A 22,364-nucleotide genomic window follows, 5' to 3' on the forward strand; every position below is an offset into this window, starting at 1 on the left:
ATGAAACAAGAAAAAACCTCCCTGCTGCGCAACGGCGCGGTGCAGTCCCTGCTGGCCTCCCTGCTGTGCATCATCCTGGGCCTGGTGGTGGGCTATATCGCCCTGCTTCTCATCAACCCCGCCGGGGCCAACGGGGCCATTTTAGCCATCGTGGAAAACTTCATGACCTACTCCAAGTCCACAGCCCAGCTCCGCTACTTCGGCAGCACTCTGGTGAAGACCGCCCCCCTGCTGATGTGCAGCCTCTCGGTGCTCTTCGCCTATAAGGTGGGCCTTTTCAACATCGGCGCGGCGGGCCAGTACGTGGTGGGCACCGGGGCGGCGCTGTACTGCGCCCTGGGGCTGAAGCTGCCCTGGTTTTTGTGCCTCATCGCCGCCATTCTGGCGGGGGCCGCCCTGGGGGCGATCTCCGGTTTGCTGAAGGCCTACTGCAACGTCAACGAGGTCATCTCCTGCATCATGCTGAACTGGATCAGCCTCTACGCCGTGAACATGCTGCTGACCCTGGTGAAGGAGGAGACCAGCCCCTATACCTTCACCCTCTCCAGCACTAACGAGGGGGCCATCCTTCCCTCCCTGGGCCTGGGGGCCCTGTTCAGCAAGAACCAGTACGTGGGCCTGGCGATTCCCCTGGCCATCCTGACGGCGGTGCTGGTGTGGGTTTTGCTGGAGAAAACCAAGCTGGGCTATGAGCTGAAAGCCACCGGCTGCAACAAGTTCGCCGCCAAGTACTGCGGTATGCGGGAGCGGAAGAACCTGATTCTCACCATGGCCATCTCCGGCGGCCTGGCCGGCATGGGCGCGGCCATGCTGTTCCTCTCCGGCTTCGAGCAGTGGCAGTGCACCCAGTCCGCCGTCCCCGCCATGGGCTTCAACGGCATCGCCGCCGCCTTCCTGGGCGGGCTGAACCCCATCGGGGCCATCTTCTCCTCCTACTTCATCCAGCACATCACCAACGGAGGCGCCTATGTGGACAAGACCATGTACTCCTCCCAGATCTCCGACTTCATCTCCGCGCTGATCATCTACCTCTGCGGCTTCGTCCTCTTCTTCAAGACGGCGCTGAATGCCTGGCTGAACCGCCGGGACGAGAAGAAGGCTGAGAAAGGAGGCGGCGGGAAATGATCTTACTGCTGCAATATACGCTGATTTTTGCGTCTGTGCTTTTGCTGGTGGCCCTGGGCGGCTGCTTCTCCGAGCACTCCGGCGTCATCAACATCGGCCTGGAGGGCATCATGGTCATGGGCGCCCTGGGCGGCGCGCTGATGATGAAGTTCCTGCCGGACAGCACCCCTGCCTTCGGCGTGATTCTGCTGGTGGTACTGGCCGCCATTGCCCTGGGCGTCGTGTACTCCCTGCTGCTGGCGGTGGCCGCCATCAACTTCAAGGCGGACCAGACCCTGGTGGGCACCGCCATGAACCTCCTGGGCACGGCGGCGGCCACGGTCTTTGTCAAGGCCATGAACACCGCCGAAAGCGTGGATAACGTCTCCTCCACCATCCAGTACATCAACGCGAAAAAAGCCTTCCTGGTGAACCTGGGCGGCTTTGAGTTCAACTGGTTCATGCTGCTGGCGGCCCTGGCCCTTGTGGGGTCCTACGTCTCCTTGTACAAGACCCGGTTCGGCCTGCGGCTCATGGCCTGCGGCGAGCATCCCCAGGCGGCGGACAGCGTGGGCATCAACGTCTATCGAATGCGCTACGCCGGCGTGCTGATCTCCGGCATGCTGGGGGGCCTGGGCGGCATCGTGTATATCACCGCCGGCGTCAGCGAGTGGAAGTTTGAAAACGGCGTGGCGGGCTTCGGCTTCCTGGCCCTGGCCGTCATGATCTTCGGCCAGTGGAAGCCCACCCGCATTGCCCTGGCGGCGCTGCTCTTCGGCTTTTGCCGGGCCCTGGGCAACGTGTACTCCGGCTTCGACTTCCTCAAGGCCTTGAACCTCCCGGCGGCCACGTACAACATGCTCCCCTACATCATCTCCCTGGTGGTGCTGGCCTTCACGTCCAAGAAGTCCCGGGCCCCCAAAGCGGAGGGCGTTCCCTACGACAAGGGGCAGAGGTAAGTACAAACCGTCATATCCTGTCGAAAAAATACAAAACGGAGCGGCTCCGCCACGGCGGAGCCGCTCGTTTTCTGGGTTAGAGCAGTTGGGTGCTTCCCTAGAACAGAGAAAGGCTCACCGCCGCCGCCAGTCCCCCTGCCAGCAGGGCCTGGAGGACTTTTCCCGTGATATAGGTCCGCAGCCTCAGCCCGCTGCCCTCCAGTACCGCCGCCGTCTGGCAGAGGATGGAGACGCCGCCCCAGCCCGCGCAGGCGGAGGCCAGGACAAAGCCCAAACGGTCCGCCGCCAGCAGCGGCGTCAGGGAGAAGAGCTCCAAAAAGCCCACCAGCCCGGCGCCCAAGGGGCCCCCCAGGGCCGCCAGGGGGCTTGCCAGCACGTAGAAAAAGAGAACAAACCCGCAGACATAGACCATGCTGCCGCAGGCGCTCTTGACCCCCTCCACGAAGGCGGCGGGAAGGGAGGAGGCCTGACAGGGGGAAAGCCTTGGCAGGCGCTGCCGCCCAATGGGTTTTCCGCTTCCCCGGAAGAAAAGGCCCGTCAGCAGGGCGGAGAGCACATGGATGAGCCACAGATAGACCCCCGCCCGGGGACTGCCGAAGACCCCGCCCCCCAGGACGCTGAGGAGAAACACGGGATTGGAGTTGCTGCAAAAGCCCAGGAGCCGCTCCGCCTCGTCCATGGTGAGGAGGCCCTTCTTGTAAAGCTCCGCCGCCGTCCGGGCCCCGATGGGGTAGCCCCCCACCAGGCCCAGCAGCAGGGCGGACCCGGCGGGACCCGGGAGGCGGTAAAGGCTCATTAGTCCTGAGAGCCTGGGGGAGGCCCACTCCCCGAAGCCCAGGGATACCAGCATGGTGGACGCCGCCATGAAGGGGAACAGGGCGGGAATCACCGCCCGGCCGCAGAGGGCAAGGCCCTCCGCCGCCGCGGCCCGGACCGCTCCCGCGTCCGCCAGGAACCAGATCAAAAGCCCGCAGAGCAGCAGGCACGCGCCGGTGCGCCAACGGGGTTTCATACGCCTCACCTCGAAAAACCCTATGCGGCGAAGGAGGCAATCATGCCGGTCCGCCCTGCCGCATAGGATTTGCTGAGGTGAGACATATGGAACGCAATCGACGGGACCGGGAGGGCGGCGTGCTGGCGGCGGCGGCGGAGCTCTTCGACCTGCCGGCGGACATCGTGGCGGGCCTGCCCCGGCTGGAAATGGTGGGGAGCCGCCAGCTGTATCTGGAGCACCACACGGGCCTTTTGGCCTATACGGAGGAGCAGATTGACGCCAACACCCCCGCCGGGGTCCTTCGGGTGAGGGGGGAGCGCCTGACCCTCCTGGCGATGACGGCGGGGGAGCTGCGCATCGGCGGGCGCATCGACTCCGTGGAGTGGGTGGGGCCATGCTGAGGGGAATCGTGAACCGCCTCCGGGGCCAGGTGCGCATCCGGGCGGAGTGCGCCTTTCCCGAGCGGGTGCTGAACCTCTGCGGGGCCCAGGACCTGGCCTTCTGGGATCTGGAGTGGGAGTCCCCCACGGCCTTTACCTGCCGCCTGTCCCGGCGGGACTGGAAGCGCCTCCGCCAGGCGGGGAAAAACCTGGACTGCCAATTCGACCTGGTGGGCCTGGAGGGGGCGCCCTACTTCTTCCTGCGCTTCCGGCACCGCCAGGCCCTGGCGATAGGCCTGGTGGGCTGCGCCCTGGGGCTGTTCCTGGGGTCCTTCTTCATCTGGGACTTCCAGGTGGAGGGCAACGAGACCGTGCCCACGGAGCGCATCCTCCGTGCTTTGGAGAAAAACGGCGTGAGCCTGGGGACCTTCGGCCTCTCCCTGGACGGGGAGGACATCCGGAACCATGTGCTCCTGGATGTACCGGAGCTGATTTGGATCGCCGTCAACGTCTCCGGCTGCCGGGCGGAGGTTCAGGTCCGGGAGCGGACGCCGCCCCCGGTGATGGTGGACCGGCGGGAGCCCTGCAATCTGGTGGCCCGGCGGGCGGGGCTGGTGAAAAAGGTGCAAACCATCGGCGGCGTGGCCTGCGTCGTCCCCGGCAGCGCCGTGACGGAGGGCCAGATTCTGGTTTCCGGCGTGGAAGACACGGGCACCGTGGGGGCCCGCGTCCTGGCGGGCCTGGGGAAGGTGGAGGCCCGGACCTGGTACGACCTCACCGTCTCCATGCCCCTGACGGTCCTGGAAAAGCGGTATCTGGGAAGGGAGAAGACGGGGTTCTCCCTGATTTTCGGGACCCGGCGAATAAAATTCTTCTCAAACAGTAGCATTGAAGGGGCGGAATATGATAAAATAACCAGCAGGCATCCCTTGAACCTCCTGGGCGTGCCCCTGCCGGTGGCGGTGGAGGTGGAAACATGGCGCTTTTACGAAACCGTCCCCACGCCCCGGACCGCCGCGGAGGCGGAGAAGGCCGCCGAGGCCATCCTCACCGCCCAGCTCCGCGAGATGGTGGAGCCCTATGGAGAGGTGAAGTCCACCCTCTGCTCCGCCCGGCAGAAGGGGGACGCGCTCCTCGTTACGCTGTCGGCGGAGTGCCTGGAGGAGATTGGGCAGACGGCCCCCATTTATACGGAAGAAGAAACGGGCTGAGGCCCGCGTAAATACGGGAGTGAACGCATTGGAACAGAGAATCAGCATCGAGCGGCTGGAACAGGCCGTGAACCTCTTCGGGTCCTTTGACGAGAACATCCGCCTTTTGGAGCAGGAGTTCTCCGTCACCGTTGTCAACCGGGAGGGTGAGCTCCGGGTGGAGGGCGAGGCGGAGGACGTGTCCCTGGCCTGCAAGGCCATCCAGGCTCTCCTGACCCTCTCCAGCCGGGGGGAGCCCATTGCCGAGCAGAATGTCCGGTATGTGATCAGCATGGTCCGGGCGGGGAAGGAGGAGAAAATCGCCGAGCTGACCGGCGACGTTCTCTGCATCTCCGCCAAGGGCCGGCCCATCAAGCCCAAGACCATCGGCCAGAAGGACTACATCGCCTCCGTGCTGAAAAACACGGTGACCATCGGCGTGGGCCCGGCGGGTACGGGAAAGACCTACCTGGCCGTGGCCGCCGCCGTCATGGCCTTCCGAGACAAGCAGGTGAACCGGATTATCCTCACCCGCCCCGCCGTGGAGGCCGGGGAGCGGCTGGGCTTTTTGCCCGGGGATCTTCAGAGCAAGGTGGACCCCTACCTCCGGCCCCTGTACGACGCCCTTTTCGACATGCTGGGGGCGGAGACCTACCAGAAATACCTGGAGCGGGGGAACATCGAGGTGGCCCCCCTGGCCTATATGCGGGGAAGAACCCTGGACGACAGCTTCATCATCCTGGACGAGGCCCAGAACACCAGCCGGGAGCAGATGAAGATGTTCCTCACCCGCCTGGGCTTCGGGTCCAAAATCGTCATCACCGGCGACGCGACCCAGATTGACCTGCCCGACGGGAAGACCTCGGGCCTCCGGGAGGCCATGCGGGTCCTCCGCAATGTGGAGGGCATCGGCATCTGCGAGCTGACCAACGCCGACGTGGTGCGGCATGTCATGGTCCAGCGAATTGTCCAGGCCTACGAGGACTATGAGAAGCGGGGGAAGGACCCGGGAAAGGGACGGCGGAAATGAGGCGGCACTATATCCCCGTCACCGCCGGGGTCCCTGGGGTGAACGACAGCCAGAAAGCCTTTATCCGCAAGGTCATCCGCACGGCCCTGGCGGCGGAGGGGGTGGACTTCCCCTGCGAGGTGGACGTGCTGGTGACAAGCGATGAGGAGATTCACCAGCTGAACCGGGAGGCCCGAAAGGTGGACCGGGCCACGGATGTGCTGAGCTTTCCGGCCTTTGACCTTCGGCCCGGGGAGCTGCCCGGACCCGGGGACGCGGACCCGGGGACGGGGCTGGTGCCCCTGGGGGACATGATGATCTCCCTGGAGCGCGTGGCGGCCCAGGCCAAGGAGTACGGGCACTCGAACCGGCGGGAGCTGGGGTATCTGGTGGTCCACTCGGCGCTGCACCTGCTGGGCTATGACCACCTGGACGAGGGGCCCATGAAAGCGCAGATGCGGGCGAGGGAAGAGGCCATTCTGGCGGAGCTTGGAATTACGGGCTAGACCCGGAGGGGACCGGCCCGGCCCGCGCCCCCCCGGGATTTGAGCGGCACAAATGAAGCGGCGCGTCAAGGGCGGCTAACCGAATCCCCCGGTTCCGCATAGACTGAACCGAGGTGATTCAAATGCTGCTGCTGCAAGACGGCGTCCTGGCCTTTCTTTCCGCCGTCGGCCTGACAACCATCGTGTGGGCCGCCGCCGGAGCCCTGCTCCATATGGGCGGGCGCCCGGCTATCCCGGGGCTGCTCCTGGTCCTGCCCCTGAAAGGGGAGGCCCTGGCCATGGAGGCCGACGTCCGGGAGCTCCGCCGGGTTCAGGGGAGCCTGCCGGGGGCCAAAATCGTCCTGGCGGACTGCGGGCTGACCCCCGACGCCCAGGCGCTGGCCCGGTACTTGGCGGACCGGGAGAAAAACGCCGCCCTGGTTTTGCCGGGGGACATCATCGCGGAAATATGAGCCCGCCTGGAGGGCGAAAAGAGAGGATATCCCAAATGGAAGAGCTCATCTGCCGGGAGGGCACGATACATAGCATCATCTTTCAAAACGCCGAAAACGGGTACACGGTCCTCCGCCTCCTCACCGAGGAGGGGGAGGTCGTCACCGTTGTGGGCTGCATCCCCTGCGCCGCCCCCGGCGAGGGCTTGAGCGTCACCGGCACATGGGAGCGCCACCCCCAGCACGGGGAACAGCTCCGGGCGTCGGAGGTGGAGCGGAGACTGCCGGAGGACGAGGCGGAGATGTTCAGCTATCTTTCCTCCGGCGTTTTGAAGGGCGTGGGCCCCGCCACGGCCCGGAACATGGTGGACCGCTTCGGCCTGGAGACTTTCGACGTGCTGGAGACCGCCCCGGAACGGCTGACCACCCTCAAGGGCGTCACCGCCCGGCGGGCCCAGGAGATCGGCGAGGCCTTCCGGCAGCACATGGGCCTGCGGCGGCTGATGGCCTTCCTGGCCCGGTATGAGCTGCCCCCGGTGCTGGCCATGCGCCTGCGGCGGCAGTACGGGGACGCGGCGCTGGAAAAGCTCCGGCAGGACCCATATCTGCTGGCGGGCGACGAATGCGGCGTGGCCTTCTCCGTGGCGGACGGGATCGCCATGAGCATGGGCTTTGAGCCCGACAGCGGGGCCAGGCTCCAGGCGGCGGTGAGCTTTGAGCTGAGCCACAACGAAAACAACGGCCACGTCTTCCTCCCCCGGGGGAAGCTGGTGGCCGCCACGGCCCAGCTCCTCCAGTGCGGGGAGGAGGGCCCGGAGCTGGCCCTGGACGAGCTTATTAGCCGGGGACAGGTGATTCAGGAGCGGGTGGCCAATGTGGACGCCTGTTACCTCCGGCGGCTGTGGGAGGCGGAGCGCACCGCCCAGCTGCGCCTGGAGGCCCTGCTGTCGGCGAAGCCCCAGGGCCGGGTCTCCGCCGGGCGGACGGTGGACGAGCTGGAACGGGCCCAGGGCGTCGCCTATTCCCCCCAGCAGCGCAAGGCCGTGGAGCTGGCGGCCAGGGAAAACGTGCTGATTCTCACCGGCGGCCCCGGCACCGGAAAGACCACCACCGTCCGGGCCATTGCGGCCCTGTTCCGAAAGATGGGCCTGGACGTGGTGCTGGCGGCCCCTACGGGCCGGGCGGCCAAGCGGATGAGCGAGCTCACCGGAGCGGAGGCCCAGACGGTCCACCGGCTCCTGGGGATGAGCTGGAACGAGGACGCCCGGCAGGTGACCTTTACCAAGACGGAGAAGGAGCCCCTGGAGGCCGGGGCCGTTATTGTGGACGAGACCTCTATGGTGGACGTAACCTTGTTCGCGGCGCTGCTCCGGGCCCTGCGGCCCGGGACCCGGCTGGTGCTGGTGGGGGACGCGGACCAGCTGCCCTCCGTGGGGGCGGGGAACGTGTTCTCAGACCTTATCCGCAGCGAACGGGTGGAAACCGTATTCCTTCGGGAGGTCTTCCGCCAGGCGGAGCAGTCCGCCATCATCCGGGCGGCCCACGCCGTGAACCAGGGGAGGGCCCCGGACCTCCAGAGCAACCAGGGGGATTTCTTTTTCCTCTGCCGCCGGGACCCGGAGCGGGCGCTGAACACCCTGGTGGAGCTGTGCAGGACCCGCCTGCCGGAGAACATGGGAGTCCCGGCGGCGGAGATCCAGGTGCTGACCCCCACCCGGAAGGGCCCCGCCGGGACGGTGAACCTGAACCGCCTCCTCCAGGAGGCGCTGAACCCCAAAGGGCCGGAGAAGCGGGAGCTTTTGTGGGGCGACCGGCTCTTCCGGGAGGGGGACCGGGTGATGCAGACCCGGAACGACTACGATGTGGTGTGGGAAAAAGAGGACGGAACCGTGGGCACGGGGATGTTCAACGGGGACGTGGGAAGGATCGTGAAGATCGACGACTCCGGCGAGTGGCTGGAGCTGGACTTTGACGGCCGCCGGGCGGTCTACGGCGCGGAGCAGCTGAACGAGGTGGACCTGGCCTTCGCCATGACGGTGCATAAATCCCAGGGCAGCGAGTACCGCTGCGTGGTGCTGGCGGCCATGCCCGCGCCCTCCTCCCTGATGGTCCGGGGGGTGCTGTACACGGCCCTGACCCGGGCGAAGGAGCTGCTGGTGGTCGTGGGAGACGACGCGGCGGTCCGGGCCATGGCGGCGAATGATAAGCGGCAGAGGCGGTACTCCGGCCTCCGCTGGCGGCTGGCCAAGGGGGCTGCCGGGAAATAAACGGGAAGGACCGCCCTTGGGCGGTCCTTCAGTCTGTCGAAAAGCGGCCTGTTTGGAGAATATCCAGACAGGCCGCAAAGATAAGGCTTCTGCGGGAAGATGATAAGGCGGTCTGCGGGGACAGTGCCTGCCTTGGGATAGAGAAACGGGAAGAAATCAAAAGCAATCCGCAGCTTTGTGCCATTGAATACCGCATCAACCGCAGGCCGGGCCGGTTCCCCAGGGTTTCAGACAATGCCATTGACTGGGAGCGGTATATTGAAAACCGAAAATCTGCCGTACGCTGCAAGGTGGAGCATCCCTACAGGATTGTGAAGAACATTTTCGGTTTTCGGAAGACCGTTTACCGGGGCCTGAGAAAAAATCTTAACCGATTACACGTTCTCTTCGCCAGCGCAAATCTGTACATGCTTGCCAGGGCGGGCGGTTCCCTATGCCCCGCCTAAGGTTTTTGCGCCCTTTGACCGGGCTGGGACTGGAAAAGCGAGGAATCCATTCCCCAATATGGCCCTTTATTGGACGTTTTTACTACCTTCGTCTGTTTGCCTGGTTTTTACCTGCTTTAATCAGTGCTTCCTTAAATTTCCCTTCCCCGCCGGGCGCCCTGCCGCCTTTTGCCAAAAGGCCCGGTCCCTTCCCCCGGAGCTCCCCGGCTTTCGGCGAAAATACCATTGTAATTTTCCGGCGGTCAGGGTACAATAAACCCTTGAAATCACATGGATCGGAACGATAAGGGAGGACTTTTGCATGAACCGTCAGGAGGCAATGTCGCAGTACGCCACCGCCTTGAAACAGGGGCGCAAGGCCTATAAGGAGGCCCTGGTCCGGGGCCGCTACCCCTATCCCCAGGTGCTGGACGAGATCATCAGCGACTCTATGGTGGCGGGCCAGACGGAGCTGGGGGTGATGGAGATTCCCATCGACCAGATCGTCGGCACCAAAACGGCGGGCCGCCGGTCCGCCTTCTCGGCGGACTTCCTGCCCCTGCTGGACCCGGACACGGAGTTTGCCGGGAAGTGGATCAGCCTCTGCGAGGCCCACCTGGGGGACGAGGGCATCCGGGACCCCATCCGGTGCTATGAGTACTTCGGCCGCTTTTACGTCCAGGAGGGAAACAAGCGGGTCAGCGTCCTGCGGAGCTATGGCGCGCCCACCATCCCCGCTTACGTCATCCGCATGATCCCTGTCTGGACGGAGGACCCGGCGGTGGCGGCCTACTACGAATTTATGCAGTCCTTTCCGAAGACGAAGCTGTACCGGACCCGGTTCACCCGGGCGGGGAGCTTTGTCAAACTCCAGAAGGCCCTGGGCTATGAGCCGGACCACATCTGGACGGAGGACGAGCGCCGCCGCTTCGCCGCGGGCTACACCTATTTTCAGGAGCCCTTTTTGAAGCTGGGAGGCGGGGAACTGCCCATCACCGTGGCGGACGCCGTGCTGGTGTGGCTGAAGGTCTACAGCTTCGACGAACTGATCTCCCTGTCCTCGGCGGAGCTCCTCAAGAGCGTCAAGGCCGTCTGGGCGGACATCAAGGCCCTGTCAGGGCCCATCGCCGTCCGCACGGACACGCCGGAGGCCAGGGAGGAGAACCTGCTGGGCCGCATCTTCAAGCCCAAGCAGCCAAGCCGCCTGCATGTGGCCTTCATCAGCGACCAGCTGCCGGAGCAGAGCGACTGGGCCCGGGCCCACGACCTGGGGAGGGAGTACCTGGAAACCGTGCTGGAGGACCGGGTGGAAACGGAGGTCTTCTACGGCCTCCGCCCCGGGGAGGAGGCGGAGGCCGCCATGGAGGAGGCCATTGAGCACGGGGCCCAGATCCTCTTCGCCATCACGCCGCCCCTCATCGGGGCCTGCCGGAAGACGGCGGCGAAGCACCCCGAGGTCCGTATTCTGAACTGCTCCGTCTCCATGCCCTACGCCGGGGTCCGTACCTATTACAGCCGCATCTATGAGGCGAAGTATATCGCCGGGGCCATCGCCGGGGCTCTGAGCCGCAGCGGCCGCATCGGGTACGTGGCCAGCAGCCCGATCTTCGGCGTTCCCGCCAGCATCAACGCCTTCGCCCTGGGGGCCCAGCTGACAAATCCCCGGGCGGAGATCACCCTCCGCTGGTCCTGCGTGGAGGAGGACGCCATGGACGCCCTGGCCTGGGAGGGGGTCTCCCTCATCTCCAACCGGGACATTCCCACGCCGGACCGCATCCGGGAGCCCTGGGGCCTGTGCCGCATTGAGAACGGAAAATTCCACTCCTTGGCCTCCCCCTACTGGCACTGGGGCAATGTCTACACGAACCTGGTCCGCAGCGTGCTGGAGGGCGGCTGGGAGGCCCTGGCAGCCCCGGAGGGCCAGGCGGTGAACTACTGGTGGGGCCTGGACAGCCGGGCCGTGGACATCCTGCTGGGGGACGATCTGCCCGCCGGGGTCCGCCGGCTGGCGGGCGTCCTCCGCCGGGGCATCATCGACGGTTCCCTCCAGCCCTTCCCCGAGGCCGCGCCGGAGAAAATCCTGCACATGGACACCCTTCTGGACTGCGTCCACGGCCAGCTGCCCCAGTATGAGGACCTGCTGCCCATGGCCCGCCCCCTCGCCCGGCTCCAGGGCGTCTACCGGGAGGCCATTCCCCCGGAGAAGGAGGACCCCATCCTATGAAGCTGCTGTTACTGTCTGATAAAGAGAGCGAGTACCTGTGGGACTACTACCGTCCGGGCCGCCTGGACGGCATCGACCTGATCCTCTCCTGCGGGGACTTGAACTCCAAATACCTCAGCTTCCTGGTGACCATGAGCGGCAAGCCCCTGCTCTACGTCCACGGGAATCACGACAAGACCTATGACCGGAACCCTCCGGAGGGCTGCGACTGCGTGGAGGACCGCCTGGTGACGGTGAAGGGCCTGCGCATTTTGGGCCTGGGGGGGAGTGTAGAGTACAGCGGAGGGCCCCACCAGTACACGGAGGCCCAGATGGCCCGCCGGGTCCGGCGGCTGTGGTGGAGCCTCCGGCGGGCGGGGGGCGTGGACATTGTGCTGACCCACTCGCCCATCATGGGCTATGGAGACGGGGAGGACTACGCCCACCAGGGGTTTGAGTGTCTGCTGAATTTGGTGGACAAGTACCGGCCCCGGTACTTGATCCATGGGCATGTGCATGTGAACTATGGGTTCCAGATCCCCCGGGTGCTCCAGCGGGGGGAGACCACCATCATCAACGCTTATGAGCGGTATGTGCTGGATCTGGAAAACCCGCCAAAGGCGGAAAACCCTTGACGCCGCAAGGAAACAGGCGCGGGCCGGAAGGGCCTCCGCGGATTTTTCGGGGGATGCATAAGGCCCGCGGAAGCCGGTTTGCGCGGCAAAGTGGAATGTCGGCTCCAAAAGGAAAAGCACCGCTTTGCGGTGCTTTTCCTTTTGGAGCAGGGTACGGGAATCGAACTCCTCGCCCACCGTTTACCTTGTGTTAAAGGTCGCAATACGCAAATAAACGCCAAGAAATCAGAAACTTTTCATGTTAGTTCATGCCCCATATTCATGCATAACTTTCCCCTCTAAAGGGAAACAACAGGGAAAAAGCAGCCAAACCGACAGGAATCAAGCCCCGGATGCCATGAGCATCCGGGGCCCTTATCATCTCTTTCCAGTCTTTGCTGCCCGCGGCGTCATGACGGCGGCCTGGGCCCTGGTGCAGAACGCGCCGAGACTGGTCCCGTCAGTGCCCTGGCCTTGGCCTCCGCCAACCCCGCCGCCAAGGTGGGGCTCACAGTCTGCTTCCCCATGACTGTCTGGATGCGCGTCCCCAGCGCCAGAATCCGCAAGGTGAATTTGCCGCTAAGGGTCGGGGAATAATCCCCGGCCCTTTTCTTCATTTATAGGACTTCACTGTGCTTTTTACCGGATAGATTGCACATAAGAAACCTGTTTTTTGTAAAGATTTGCAAAGGCTAATATTCTAGGAGGTGTCAAGACCGGCTGGACACTCTTTGTTACGACTCTTCGATTGTATTCCGCTAAAGACTGTGCCAAGACCATTATTACAAGGTAATTTTTTGCGGGTATCCGCAAAAAAGCAAATGCATACTGTAAACGAGAATGCGCCTTATCCTGTTTGAAGAGGAGGAAATAAAAGAACATCAACACATTGACAAGTGGGACCAGAAAAATAAACCGTCTGATTTGACCCATTTCGTTTTCCGCTTCACAAATCACAGCACAACATAGAACATTTGCGATGTAAATAAAGCACAGAATAACCACGGCGAATAATACGGAGTTCATTTTACCCCTCCTTTTTCATGGTGGCGGGCACTGACAATAGTTTCCTCATTTTTTCGGCAGGGAGAGCATCCGTAGTACAGTACAGGGATGATGATATTAGGAATCATGACCCATCCAAACCGCACCTTGGTGACAGAAAAATGGAGATTCAGCACTTCCAAATAGACATAAAAGGAATTTCCGGTATCATCGATGACATTCGCGAGCCCCAGCAAGCAAAAGATAAAAAACAACACGTTCAGAATGATAAAGCACTTCCTGACAAAGTTCATGAGATTACTTTCCAACGTTCCATAACTAACATCAATCAAAATTGGGAATACGAAGAGTGCCACTTGAAAAAATGTGAATTGCTCTGTCTTCCAAAACAAAACTATCAGGCCAAAGATGGTATATAACATCTGCCAGAGATATCGGTTATTATTGAGAGGTAACTTGCAGCCATTGTGATAACACGATTTTTGGTTCACTCACGCACACCTTCTCTATCTATCTATGATTTTCTTCAGTCCGCTGTGTCTCGCCCGAACGGAAGCATTAAGCCGCTGTGTCTCCTCCACCCAGAAACCCAGCGGCATATTACCCCACCAAGCGGTGGCCTACCGCCGATGTTTTCATTTTTAGTATAGCTCATTTTACCAATTTTGTAACTACACGAAACCACTAAACTTATTGCATATTACATAGTAAAATTTACAAGCATATTGACATTGTAAAAAATCGGAGGGCTTTCGCCCTCTGATTTTTACTTTTTTGTCGCCCGCAGGGTCATGACGGCGGCCTGGGCCCGAGTACAGAAGGCGCCGGGGTTGTTCCCGTCGGTGATGCCCTTGGCCTTGGCCTCCTGGAGCTCCGCCGCCAGGGCGGGGCTGACGGGCTGCCTGCCCATGACCGCTTGGATACGCTTTCCCAGCTGAAGGACCTGCGCATCGGTCAGGTCTTCGATTTTCATATCCTCTTCCTCCTCAAACCTTGGGCGCACCGCACCCACAATCATGTTGTATTTCCTGTCCTTCCGGCACACCTGCCCGCCGTTGGACTGGCTTCCGGCCTGGGAGGTATTGCCCTCAATGGCCACCACTCCGGAGGCTGTCACGCTTTCGATAATCCCCGTATGGTCCGTGGCCGCGCCGCCGGGGAAGTCGTAGATCACCACGTCGCCGGGGCGGTAGTCCTCCGTCACCCAGCGGCCCGCCGCCTTTGCGGAGCGCATCAGGTCCCCGCAGGAGGCCGTCCGCTTGGGCAGGAGCTCGAGAGCCCCCGCCTGGCTGAAGCACCACATGACGAACATCATACACCAAGCGTAACCGTCCAGGCCGAACCACTTGCCGTACTTGGTCCGATTGCTCCCGGCAGGGCTCTCCGTATTGCCCAGCTCCCCCCGGGCAACGGCCAGTACCTTCTCAGCGGTCATGGCGCTGTTCTCCTTCCCGGAAGTCCGTCAGCTCCTCGCCTACCTTGTCCACCGCGTTTTTTCCGGCCTCCAGGATCTTCGGAAGCCACGCGGGGTAGGGGGCTCCCATGACAATGGCGTGCTCGGCCAGGCTCCCCAGCTCCCCGACCACGTACCACACGATGACCAGAGGCCCCAGCAGCACGCCGTAGGTAAAGGGCAGCTCCACCACCGGGAGGTTATGGAGCAGAGTTCCAATCAGCCAGTCCGCCGTCAGGGCCACGCATACAATGACGATCATGCCGCCCTTATGCCAGGCCCCCGCCCGCATCTTCCCGCTGCTCCATTTTCCGTCCTTCGCCGCCACGGCGGAGCCGATGAGCCAGTCCGCCAGCATCAGCGCAGCCCATACCAGCACCAGCCAGCCGAACCAGCCCCAAAGGGCCGTCAGCGTGCCCAGGACGGCGGCAAGGCAGAGCTTGATTTGCACCGCAAAGTTTTCGTTGCTCATGTCATTTCTCCTTTTGTTGTTTGACCCCCAGGCCGGACCCCTCCGGGCCGGTGAGGGCCGCAGTATCCGAATACTAGGCCCTGAGAACAGAAAGTTGCATGAACCCGTCACCCGGCGCGCTTTTTCAGCTTCCGCCGGAAGGCCGCAAAGACCGCCGTCAGCCACTGGAACACGGACCCGCCGGGCCGCGCTTCCCGCCGCTCCAGGAGGGCGGAGAGCAGCTTCCCGGGCGGCTTCCCGCGCTTCCCCCGGACCCGTATAGAGATTTCCGCCGGGAGTGGGATGTGGCTCTTGCTTTTCCTTCCCCTCTGCTTCGGCGGGAGGGCCGTGTGGGGGATATGTATGCCCTCCGGGACCAATTCCGGGTGGTCCCCCAGCTCGCAATACGCCTGATAAGCCAGCTCGTCCAGGGCCTCCGGGTGTTCCAGGATGGCGTCCTGGCCCCCCAGCAGATTCCCAATATTCCGCATGGCCCGGCGAATGGTCCGCGTGATGGAGGAAAAGTGCGTGCCGGTCAGCTCTCCGATTTCCCGAAGGGAAAGGTATTCGGAATAATACAGATAAAAATACACGGTCTGCTTCGGCGTCATGGCCAGCATGACGGCCCTGGATGTCCCGGAACTCCGCCGAGCCCGCCAGGAAGGCCGGATACCGGGCGACAAAGGGTTTCAAACCACCCTCACCTCCTTCAGCACCGGCAAGGTGTCCGCCGGGATGGTCAAATTTTCCGTCCCGCCGTTCAGGGCCAGGGCGGTGTAGTCCACCACGCCGGGAATGGACAGCAGCAAAAAGGCGACCCGGTTGAACAGCAGGGAGTAGGCCCCCGCGTCCATGGCTTCAAACTGCAAGTCCACGCTGCCGCCAAAGGCGGAAGCCGCCGTGGCGCGCAGATATTCCGTCACCGCCTCCTCCAGCGCTGCCCGAACGGTGGACGCGCCCGCGCCGCTCTCCAGGGTGACGGAGGCCTCCACCGTGACCTCCAGCGTTTTCGCGGCCTCCACCGTGACGGAGGGCCCAATGGGGCGCTCCTCCTCGATGTGGGCCGCGCAGGCGCTGACCGCCGCCGCCGTGGCGGGCTGGAGGTCCTGGTCCGCCACAATGACCTTCACCGTGCCGGGGCCGTTCCACTTGCTGACAATCCGGGCCGCCCCGATGCCCTCCACCTCCTTGGCCCAGCGCTGGTAATGCCAGGGATTGCCGGAGGTGGCGGGCTTGCGCATCCGCTCCAGGTACCGCCCCAGCAGGGCCCCGTCCGTTTCCGGGTCCGCGCCGCCGTCCGCCGCGCTGTTGGTAAAATCGGAGACGCCGCTGTAGTTCCGCAGGCTCTCCACCTCGCTGCCGTAGTCCCAGGAATAAACGCTGAAATGAAACCGGGCGGTCATCAGCGTTTTCCAGATCCACACCTTCACCGCCTCCGCCCCGGAGACCACCAGGGGCTTCCCGCCGGAGAACACCGGCGTGCCTTTTTCAAAATCCCAGGCCGCCTCTTTGCACAGCGGCAGCCGCCGGGGCTCCGCCGCCGCCTCCGGCTGCACAATGGGGAAGATTCCGCTCATCCCGCCTTCACCACCTTATCCATTAAATAGAACGTCTGGTCGTCCTCCGTCAGCAGCAGCACCTCGTCCCCGGCCTTCAGCACCGGCTCCGCCTGAGCGGCCAGGCAGCGGGGCGTATTCAGCGTGCCGGAGCTGATGGACATGGAGCTGTGGGAGCCGTAGCCGCAGGAAGCTTGAATGGAGAGCTCGCCGTTTACGCCCTCGCACTCCAGCTCCAGCAGCTCCCGGTGGCCCTTCACCAGCCGGTGGGAGATATAGAACCGCTCCGCCTCCTGGATGGTCCCCGCCACGTCCACTTTCAGTGGGTCCGCCGCCAGGACGGTCCCCAGCCGCAGGTGGATGGGCCCCATGGGCCCCTTGGGATTTGCCACCTCCCGCATCATGGAGACGAGCTCGCTGTAGGCGTTTCCCTGCATATGTTCACTCCTTCGGAAGGCTCCCCGCCGCCTGCCCGTCCATCAAATTCCGGAAATCCAGCGTCACTTTGGTCTGATAGATTCCCCGCCGGACCGTGTGGCTGTCCGCCGTAATCCAGAACAGGCCGTCCACGCCGGTGACAGGCTCGTGGACCGCCACGGCGTTGCCGGTGATGAGCTTCACATTTCCCAGGCACTGGGCAGTAATAGTCGTGGATATCCCATTCTGCTCCAGGATGTCCTTGGCGGCGGCCTCCGGGTCCTCCTTCTCGCTGGCCCGGATGGCCTTTTGCATAAGGCCGTAAAGGGCCACGTAGTTCTCCGGGCTGTCGTACTGGGCCACCTTTTTGAATTTGTCGCCGTCGTAGACCGCCACGCGGTTGACCATCTTTGCCGGTGTCCGGATTAACCTCGGTGCTCTCTTCCAGAAGTTCCCGGTACTGCCGCAGCTCCAGCGTGACATACACGTCCCCCGTTCCGTCCCGCTGCCCGTGCTCCACGGGGCCCAGCAGCACCGGCAGGTTCACCGGCGTGTCCGTGACGATAAACCGCAGCACGTCGCCGTTGTTGGACCACTCTACCAGCCGGTCCGCCACGGCGTAGGGCTCCCCGGTCCAGCCCCCGGTGGTGTAATTCCGCTCCGAGGACGGAAGCAGGAACTCCATCCGCTGGTTGAAGAGCTTCCGCAGGCCCGGCAGGTTCACCTGCCCCGTGTCCGTCATGTCCAGGGTCTCCACGCTCCGCCCCTCCTCCACGGCGAAGTCCGGCGGCGTCACGGGCATGATAAGCTCCTGGCTCGTCTTGACATTGCGGAAAATAATCTGCATGATCAGCCGCCCCCTCTCAGCATCGCCGCCCGGAGCTTCCGGGCCAGCGTCTCCGCGATCTGATCCGCAGCGTCGCCGTCTCCACCCTGGACGACGATAGAGTCCACGCGCACCGTGGGGATGATGTCGTCCACCGCCGTGCCGAAGCTCAGCATGGTCTTGGAGATGCCCACCAGGTCGTCGTAGAGGAACGGCGTGGTGTTGGCGGTGTCCTGGACCTGCTCCAGGAACGCTCCAGCCTTTTTGCCGTCGCCCAGCAGGGTGTTGAAGGACAGCTTCGTGGTCTCCCGGCCCGCCGCCAGGGCGGAGCCGGAGGAGAGCCCTTCCGCCGTGGCGGTGTTGACGTCCTCGTACAGGCCCCGGTAGTAGTCCTTGAAGGAGTCGTCTCGCTCGGTGAAAATCTGGGTCGCTCCATTGATCGCGCCGATACCGGCCCCAGCGGCCGCGCCCAGGGCCGTGCCAATTCCAGGCACAATACTGCCAATCGCCGCGCCCGACGCGGCCCCGGAAGCAATCCCGGAGGCAAGGTCTGCTATCGGCTTCCCAATGGCGCTTTCAAGAGCGGCTCCGGCAAACTGAGAGAGCGAATCCCCCGCCATTTTGAAAAGCCCGGCTGTCCCAACCTTCTGGACGATGCTCCCATCGGATACCCCTGCCGGAAGGCTGCCGGATACGCCTTGCGCCGCACCGGCGCCATCCATTTTCCGAACCTCATCGGAAAGGGCGCGGATCTCCTTCACGGTGTTCTTCGCTTCATCAGAGTATCCTTTGGCGGAAAGCGACAGGTCATTGTATTCCTCCCGCAGCCGCTCAAAGGTCAGCCGGTCGGCCTCATCCCCGCTCTTTTTAAAGGATTTCGCCGCCTCGTCCATAGCCCGTTTGACCTCCAGAGCCTCCGCGGACGCTTCCGCAGATCGCTTTGTGAGGTCTCTATACCTGTCACCAAGCTGCTGGCCCTTTCTTGAAAGCTCCTCCATGGCCTTGGAGCAGCCCTGAGATGTACTGGCGATGGTTTTCAGCTTGGCGTCAATATCGGTTTGCAGCGTCATGACAATGGAGACATTATTCGCCACAACCGTCACCTCCTGTTGACAACTTTTAGGGGAACTGGTATATTAAAATCAGCCATTGAAGGGGGGGATGGAGTTGACAGCTTTCCTGACGGTTTGTGCGCTTGGGAGTATTGCGGCCGGGTGCTGCTTTGTGTACCTGGTATCTGGTGAACTCCGCCCGAGCGATACAGTAATCGGCATGAGGCAGCGATATGCCCGGGAGGACCACGACACACGCGTTCTTTTCTGGTTCCTTGCGGTCACAATGTTCTTTTTTGCTCCGGCGTTTCTATTTTTTGCAACAATGCTGTAGCCCCCCGCCCTCCCCTCCGGGAGGGCGGTTTTCTTTACCACTTGTAGCCCTCGCCCCGTCTCTCCGCCTGGTAGGCGGCGAACGCCCGGATAATGTCCATCCACCCGTCCCGGCCCTCGTAAAAAGCCCGGAGGTCCCTCAGCCCCCAGCCCTTGGCGGCGAACAGATAGTACAGCAGGGACAATCCCGGGTCGTCCGCCGCCTCTAGGCGTTTTTTACCTCGGCAAGGGTCCGGCGGAGATAGCCGGAGAGCTTCTGAATCTCAATGTACAGCTCGTCAATCTCCCCGGCGGTCAGCCTCGCCTTGATGGCGTCCGGCGGCGTTACAACGCCCCTCTCCGGGTCCAGCAGCCGCTTGTCCCGGAAGTCCGGGTCCTTGCAGCCGTAGAGTACGGCGGAAACCGCCTGTTCCTCCCGGGGCTTGTCCTGGACCTTCCGGCTCTCGTCATAGGTGAGCCCCCGCAGAGTGAAGACCACCGGCTCCCCGGCCAGCTCCGTCAGCCGCTTCACCTCCGCCTTTTTCTCCGGCAGGGACTTCCGCACATCCGGCAGCTCCGGCCGCAGCAGCAGGTCCAGCACGCTTACTTTTTTCTCGTTTTCCATATGCTCCTCCATATCAAAAGAACCAGCCGCCCTGTCGTACTCTTGACAAAGCGGCTGATTTCGGTATAATGAACATAGAAGGGCGCTGCCGCATGGCGGTCAGCCCGGAAGTCTAGTCAACAGAGTTGACCGCTTGGGGACCAGCCGAGCGGTCAACACGCTTTTATGGTGAGTATGTAGGCCCAAAAAGCCAAGCACACCAGAAACCGGAGTACTGCGTACAGCCGTTTTCTCCACATCAGCGTCACCTCCCTTCGATACGATCTCCGGGAAATGAACCACCCCCTTTCGCAAGGGAATGGGCCGACCGCCTATTATGCAACAGCGTCCTTCTGGCCTCATCATACCAGCCGCACTGTATTTTGTCAATTCTCGCCGCCTGTCAGGGGCGGCTTCTTTCATGCCCTCACTGGGGCGGCGGCACCTGGTCCAGATACTCAAACCCCGTGGCCTGGAAGGGGACCGTCATGCTCCCCGCCTTACCGGCGGCGAAGTCCATCAGGGTCTGCTCGTCGTAGTTCATGCCGTACACCGCCACCCGCTCCGCGCCGTAGGCGTCCGGGTCCGCCAGCTTGGCAACCAAAGTCCGCCGCACGTCGTGGCCCCGGTTGGCGGCGTTCACGTCCTCCGCCCCCCGGCTGTAGACCTTGTGCAGCGTCATGGAGCCGGTAATTTTAATGCCCGTCAGCTTCCGGTCCTCCGCCATCTGGCCGCACATGTTGATGGGGTCGAAATTCTTCGCCACCTTCAGCTGGAAGGCGGAAATCTCCGCAATCTCGCTGCCGTCCGCCCACACGGTGCCGAAGGTCCCGTTCATTACCCGGGAGCCGTTTTCAAATGCCATATCAAAACCTCCTTTTCCTGTTTCAGCCATGCGCCGTGCCTCCTTCCGGGTTCAGCCATTCGCGAATGAACCGCCGGTAATCTACGCAGGCAGCGCAGCGCGGATTGCACACAATCAGGGGTTCCTGGTCAAATGTCATTTCGTCCACCTTGTCCGTCCGGCGGATGTGGGGAAACACCGGCAGGCCGCTGCCGCGCAGCGTCTCCTCCGCCTCCTGGATTCGCCGGCTCCGGTACCACATGGTAGGCAGAATGCCCGACAGCCGCAGAGCCGGGTTGATGGTCCGGGCATTGGCGAGCTGCCGCAGAAGGTTTGTCATCCCCCGGAGGCTGAAGGCGTCCAGTTTGATGGGGATAATCACCTCATCCGCCGCCGCCAGCGCCGCGGCCGACGCCGCGTTGAAAGCCGGGGGGCAGTCCACGATGCACACGTCGTAGCGGTCCTCCTCCGCCAGAAGCAGGGCCATGTCCCGCAGGACCGCCGCCTTCGCAGTTCCGGTTTCCGCCTTCGTCAGGTCCAGGTCCATGAGGGAGTCGTCTCCCGCCAGCAGGTCCACGCCGGGGAAGGCCGCTTTGACTTCCTCCAGGGTGTCGTACTCCCGGCCGGGGCAGACCTCCCAGGGGTCCCAGTTGTGGATACGACGCTGAATCACATAGCGTTTCATAGTTCCTCCTTTCCGGTGTCTCTCCAGAACACATCCAGCTCCAGGCAGGGGCGGGCCAGCTCCCGGAGATCCGCTGTAATTTGATTGAACTCGGCCTGTTCTCTCTGACTGACGCCGCCCTCGGCGATCTCCAGCAGACGGTCCACGGCCTGGCTCTTGGCGAAGCGGGTCAGTAGCAAGTAGACCCGGACTGCCGATTCCAGCGCACTGCGGGACTCCAGCTCTGGGACCACGTAAGAGATCAAGCCGCCGGTTTCCCGGAGATGGCGGTAGGCGAGGGCGGGGGTGTGGTAGCAGAGCACCATCCGCTCCACAACGTCACCGGGGGGGAATCCGCCGCCCGGCTTCATAGGCCCGGAGCGTTTCAGCCGCGACGCCGATCTGTTCGGCCGCCGCCTCCTGGGTGAGACCGGTACAAATCCGCCCGGTCCGGTAGATGTTTTGGGACAGTTCCGACATGGTTTTCTCCTCCTGTTTGTGTTATGGTCTGGTCAGACGGCTTCTGCCGTCTGGGAGCCTTGGCCCATGAAGGCCAGCACGTCCTGCTTGAGGATGCGGTACTGCACGCCGATCCGGGTGTGCTTGAGCTGCTTGCTCCGAAGCAGCTCATAGACGGTACACATGCCGACATTCAGCAAGGGCGCTACTTCTTCGGGGGTCAGGACCCAAGGAAGGGCCTCATAGGACGAGGGACGGGGATTCATGTTTGGATACCTCCTTTCGCATGGGTTTGCCCGTCAGCCCGCCGCCGGGGGAGAGTCGCGGCTGTAGAGCTCGTCGATGGAGCAATGCAAGAGAGCCGCCAGCTCCGGCAGCTTTGCCGCCCTGGGCATAGCCTTGCCAATCTCCCAGCGATGCACCGCCGCCTGATCCACGCCCATATGCTCCGCAACTTGGTCCTGGGTCAGCCCGGCCTGTTCCCGCAGTTCTCTGATTCTCACATTTTCACCCGCTGATGTAGTAAGTTAAATGCAGAAAAGGTTTTTCAACCTTTTTCTGCATTATTTTTTTACCCAAACGGGGGCAGAAACGGGTGAAAGGGGTGATTTAGGTGAGGACTTTGACGCTGGACGACCG

General features: G+C 62.9%; 28 protein-coding genes. 12 read left to right on the forward strand and 16 right to left on the reverse strand.

All coding sequences use genetic code 11. The features are described from left to right. Together Q1M04_RS07650 and Q1M04_RS07655 are read left to right on the forward strand one after the other, a co-directional pair. Complete coding sequence (locus Q1M04_RS07650; protein WP_297293706.1) at nucleotides 1-1,125, forward strand: ABC transporter permease; 1,125 nt, start codon at nucleotides 1-3, stop codon at nucleotides 1,123-1,125. Next, complete coding sequence (locus Q1M04_RS07655) at nucleotides 1,122-2,063, forward strand: ABC transporter permease (protein WP_297300734.1); 942 nt, start codon at nucleotides 1,122-1,124, stop codon at nucleotides 2,061-2,063. The genes Q1M04_RS07650 and Q1M04_RS07655 overlap by 4 nt, the downstream gene beginning before the upstream one ends. Before the next feature lie 97 nt (nucleotides 2,064-2,160). Here Q1M04_RS07655 and Q1M04_RS07660 read toward each other — a convergent pair whose 3' ends face one another. Next, nucleotides 2,161-3,075 carry a sporulation protein gene (locus Q1M04_RS07660; RefSeq protein WP_297997732.1) on the reverse strand — a complete coding sequence of 305 codons (915 nt, stop codon included), beginning with the start codon at nucleotides 3,073-3,075 and terminating at the stop codon, nucleotides 2,161-2,163. A gap of 86 nt (nucleotides 3,076-3,161) precedes the next feature. On the opposite strand from Q1M04_RS07660, the gene Q1M04_RS07665 reads away from it, so the two are divergent. From Q1M04_RS07665 to Q1M04_RS07705, 10 genes are all read left to right on the forward strand, one after another. After that, a complete protein-coding gene (locus tag Q1M04_RS07665) occupies nucleotides 3,162-3,458 on the forward strand; it encodes a YabP/YqfC family sporulation protein (protein WP_204789672.1) in 297 nt (98 codons plus the stop codon). Continuing rightward, nucleotides 3,452-4,648 carry a sporulation protein YqfD gene (locus Q1M04_RS07670; protein ID WP_297997734.1) on the forward strand — a complete coding sequence of 399 codons (1,197 nt, stop codon included), beginning with the start codon at nucleotides 3,452-3,454 and terminating at the stop codon, nucleotides 4,646-4,648. The genes Q1M04_RS07665 and Q1M04_RS07670 overlap by 7 nt, the downstream gene beginning before the upstream one ends. Before the next feature lie 28 nt (nucleotides 4,649-4,676). After that, nucleotides 4,677-5,657: a PhoH family protein gene (locus tag Q1M04_RS07675; RefSeq protein WP_293278837.1), complete on the forward strand. Its 981-nt coding sequence runs from the start codon at nucleotides 4,677-4,679 to the stop codon at nucleotides 5,655-5,657. After that, nucleotides 5,654-6,142: an rRNA maturation RNase YbeY gene (gene ybeY / locus Q1M04_RS07680; RefSeq protein WP_297997736.1), complete on the forward strand. Its 489-nt coding sequence runs from the start codon at nucleotides 5,654-5,656 to the stop codon at nucleotides 6,140-6,142. The genes Q1M04_RS07675 and ybeY overlap by 4 nt, the downstream gene beginning before the upstream one ends. A gap of 122 nt (nucleotides 6,143-6,264) precedes the next feature. Then, nucleotides 6,265-6,594 (forward strand): hypothetical protein, encoded by a 330-nt coding sequence (locus tag Q1M04_RS07685; RefSeq protein ID WP_295756210.1) that lies wholly within the window; start codon nucleotides 6,265-6,267, stop codon nucleotides 6,592-6,594. A gap of 35 nt (nucleotides 6,595-6,629) precedes the next feature. Next, entirely contained in the window at nucleotides 6,630-8,840 is a 2,211-nt protein-coding gene (locus Q1M04_RS07690) for an ATP-dependent RecD-like DNA helicase (protein WP_297997738.1), read from the forward strand. An 89-nt stretch (nucleotides 8,841-8,929) separates the two neighbouring features. Continuing rightward, nucleotides 8,930-9,286, forward strand: coding sequence for a transposase (locus Q1M04_RS16135; RefSeq protein WP_325186952.1), 357 nt, complete (start codon nucleotides 8,930-8,932; stop codon nucleotides 9,284-9,286). 301 nt (nucleotides 9,287-9,587) lie between these two features. Continuing rightward, nucleotides 9,588-11,489 carry a BMP family ABC transporter substrate-binding protein gene (locus Q1M04_RS07695; protein ID WP_297997740.1) on the forward strand — a complete coding sequence of 634 codons (1,902 nt, stop codon included), beginning with the start codon at nucleotides 9,588-9,590 and terminating at the stop codon, nucleotides 11,487-11,489. Next, nucleotides 11,486-12,103, forward strand: coding sequence for a metallophosphoesterase (locus Q1M04_RS07700; protein ID WP_293279977.1), 618 nt, complete (start codon nucleotides 11,486-11,488; stop codon nucleotides 12,101-12,103). Before Q1M04_RS07695 ends, Q1M04_RS07700 begins: the two co-directional genes overlap by 4 nt. 1,145 nt (nucleotides 12,104-13,248) lie before the next feature. Continuing rightward, entirely contained in the window at nucleotides 13,249-13,506 is a 258-nt protein-coding gene (locus Q1M04_RS07705) for a hypothetical protein (protein WP_297997742.1), read from the forward strand. A 347-nt stretch (nucleotides 13,507-13,853) separates the two neighbouring features. Here Q1M04_RS07705 and Q1M04_RS07710 read toward each other — a convergent pair whose 3' ends face one another. From Q1M04_RS07710 to Q1M04_RS07780, 15 genes are all read right to left on the reverse strand, one after another. Then, a complete protein-coding gene (locus Q1M04_RS07710) occupies nucleotides 13,854-14,522 on the reverse strand; it encodes a CHAP domain-containing protein (protein WP_297997744.1) in 669 nt (222 codons plus the stop codon). Further along, nucleotides 14,512-15,012: a phage holin family protein gene (locus Q1M04_RS07715; protein WP_297997746.1), complete on the reverse strand. Its 501-nt coding sequence runs from the start codon at nucleotides 15,010-15,012 to the stop codon at nucleotides 14,512-14,514. Before Q1M04_RS07715 ends, Q1M04_RS07710 begins: the two co-directional genes overlap by 11 nt. A gap of 107 nt (nucleotides 15,013-15,119) precedes the next feature. Next, entirely contained in the window at nucleotides 15,120-15,611 is a 492-nt protein-coding gene (locus Q1M04_RS07720) for a hypothetical protein (RefSeq protein ID WP_297997748.1), read from the reverse strand. Between the two features lie 69 nt (nucleotides 15,612-15,680). Continuing rightward, nucleotides 15,681-16,568, reverse strand: a complete 888-nt coding sequence (locus Q1M04_RS07725; RefSeq protein WP_297997751.1) for a baseplate J/gp47 family protein — start codon at nucleotides 16,566-16,568, stop codon at nucleotides 15,681-15,683. Continuing rightward, a complete protein-coding gene (locus Q1M04_RS07730) occupies nucleotides 16,565-16,984 on the reverse strand; it encodes a DUF2577 family protein (protein WP_297997753.1) in 420 nt (139 codons plus the stop codon). Before Q1M04_RS07730 ends, Q1M04_RS07725 begins: the two co-directional genes overlap by 4 nt. A 4-nt stretch (nucleotides 16,985-16,988) precedes the next feature. Next, nucleotides 16,989-17,447, reverse strand: a complete 459-nt coding sequence (locus tag Q1M04_RS07735; RefSeq protein ID WP_300447152.1) for a hypothetical protein — start codon at nucleotides 17,445-17,447, stop codon at nucleotides 16,989-16,991. A gap of 366 nt (nucleotides 17,448-17,813) precedes the next feature. Then, the gene (locus tag Q1M04_RS07740) at nucleotides 17,814-18,884 is read right to left on the reverse strand and encodes a hypothetical protein (protein WP_297997759.1); all 1,071 of its coding nucleotides are present in this window, start codon (nucleotides 18,882-18,884) and stop codon (nucleotides 17,814-17,816) included. 326 nt (nucleotides 18,885-19,210) lie between these two features. Next, on the reverse strand, nucleotides 19,211-19,360 hold the full coding sequence (locus tag Q1M04_RS07745) for a hypothetical protein (RefSeq protein ID WP_297997761.1): 150 nt from the start codon (nucleotides 19,358-19,360) through the stop codon (nucleotides 19,211-19,213). 20 nt (nucleotides 19,361-19,380) lie between these two features. Further along, complete coding sequence (locus tag Q1M04_RS07750; RefSeq protein ID WP_297997764.1) at nucleotides 19,381-19,779, reverse strand: phage tail assembly chaperone; 399 nt, start codon at nucleotides 19,777-19,779, stop codon at nucleotides 19,381-19,383. A 406-nt stretch (nucleotides 19,780-20,185) separates the two neighbouring features. Then, the gene (locus Q1M04_RS07755; RefSeq protein WP_297997766.1) at nucleotides 20,186-20,623 is read right to left on the reverse strand and encodes a phage tail tube protein; all 438 of its coding nucleotides are present in this window, start codon (nucleotides 20,621-20,623) and stop codon (nucleotides 20,186-20,188) included. 22 nt (nucleotides 20,624-20,645) lie between these two features. Next, on the reverse strand, nucleotides 20,646-21,287 hold the full coding sequence (locus Q1M04_RS07760) for a ParA family protein (protein ID WP_297997768.1): 642 nt from the start codon (nucleotides 21,285-21,287) through the stop codon (nucleotides 20,646-20,648). Then, on the reverse strand, nucleotides 21,284-21,601 hold the full coding sequence (locus tag Q1M04_RS07765; protein ID WP_297997770.1) for a hypothetical protein: 318 nt from the start codon (nucleotides 21,599-21,601) through the stop codon (nucleotides 21,284-21,286). The genes Q1M04_RS07760 and Q1M04_RS07765 overlap by 4 nt, the downstream gene beginning before the upstream one ends. Before the next feature lie 4 nt (nucleotides 21,602-21,605). Beyond that, nucleotides 21,606-21,746 (reverse strand): DNA-binding transcriptional regulator, encoded by a 141-nt coding sequence (locus Q1M04_RS07770; protein ID WP_297997773.1) that lies wholly within the window; start codon nucleotides 21,744-21,746, stop codon nucleotides 21,606-21,608. 32 nt (nucleotides 21,747-21,778) lie between these two features. Further along, nucleotides 21,779-21,991, reverse strand: coding sequence for a helix-turn-helix domain-containing protein (locus tag Q1M04_RS07775; RefSeq protein WP_297997775.1), 213 nt, complete (start codon nucleotides 21,989-21,991; stop codon nucleotides 21,779-21,781). Nucleotides 21,992-22,024: 33 nt separating this feature from the next. Further along, nucleotides 22,025-22,228 carry a helix-turn-helix transcriptional regulator gene (locus Q1M04_RS07780; RefSeq protein WP_295757403.1) on the reverse strand — a complete coding sequence of 68 codons (204 nt, stop codon included), beginning with the start codon at nucleotides 22,226-22,228 and terminating at the stop codon, nucleotides 22,025-22,027. Nucleotides 22,229-22,364 lie beyond the last annotated feature (136 nt).

Source organism: uncultured Oscillibacter sp. (assembly GCF_950073225.1).
Taxonomy (GTDB): Bacteria; Bacillota; Clostridia; order Oscillospirales; family Oscillospiraceae; genus Oscillibacter.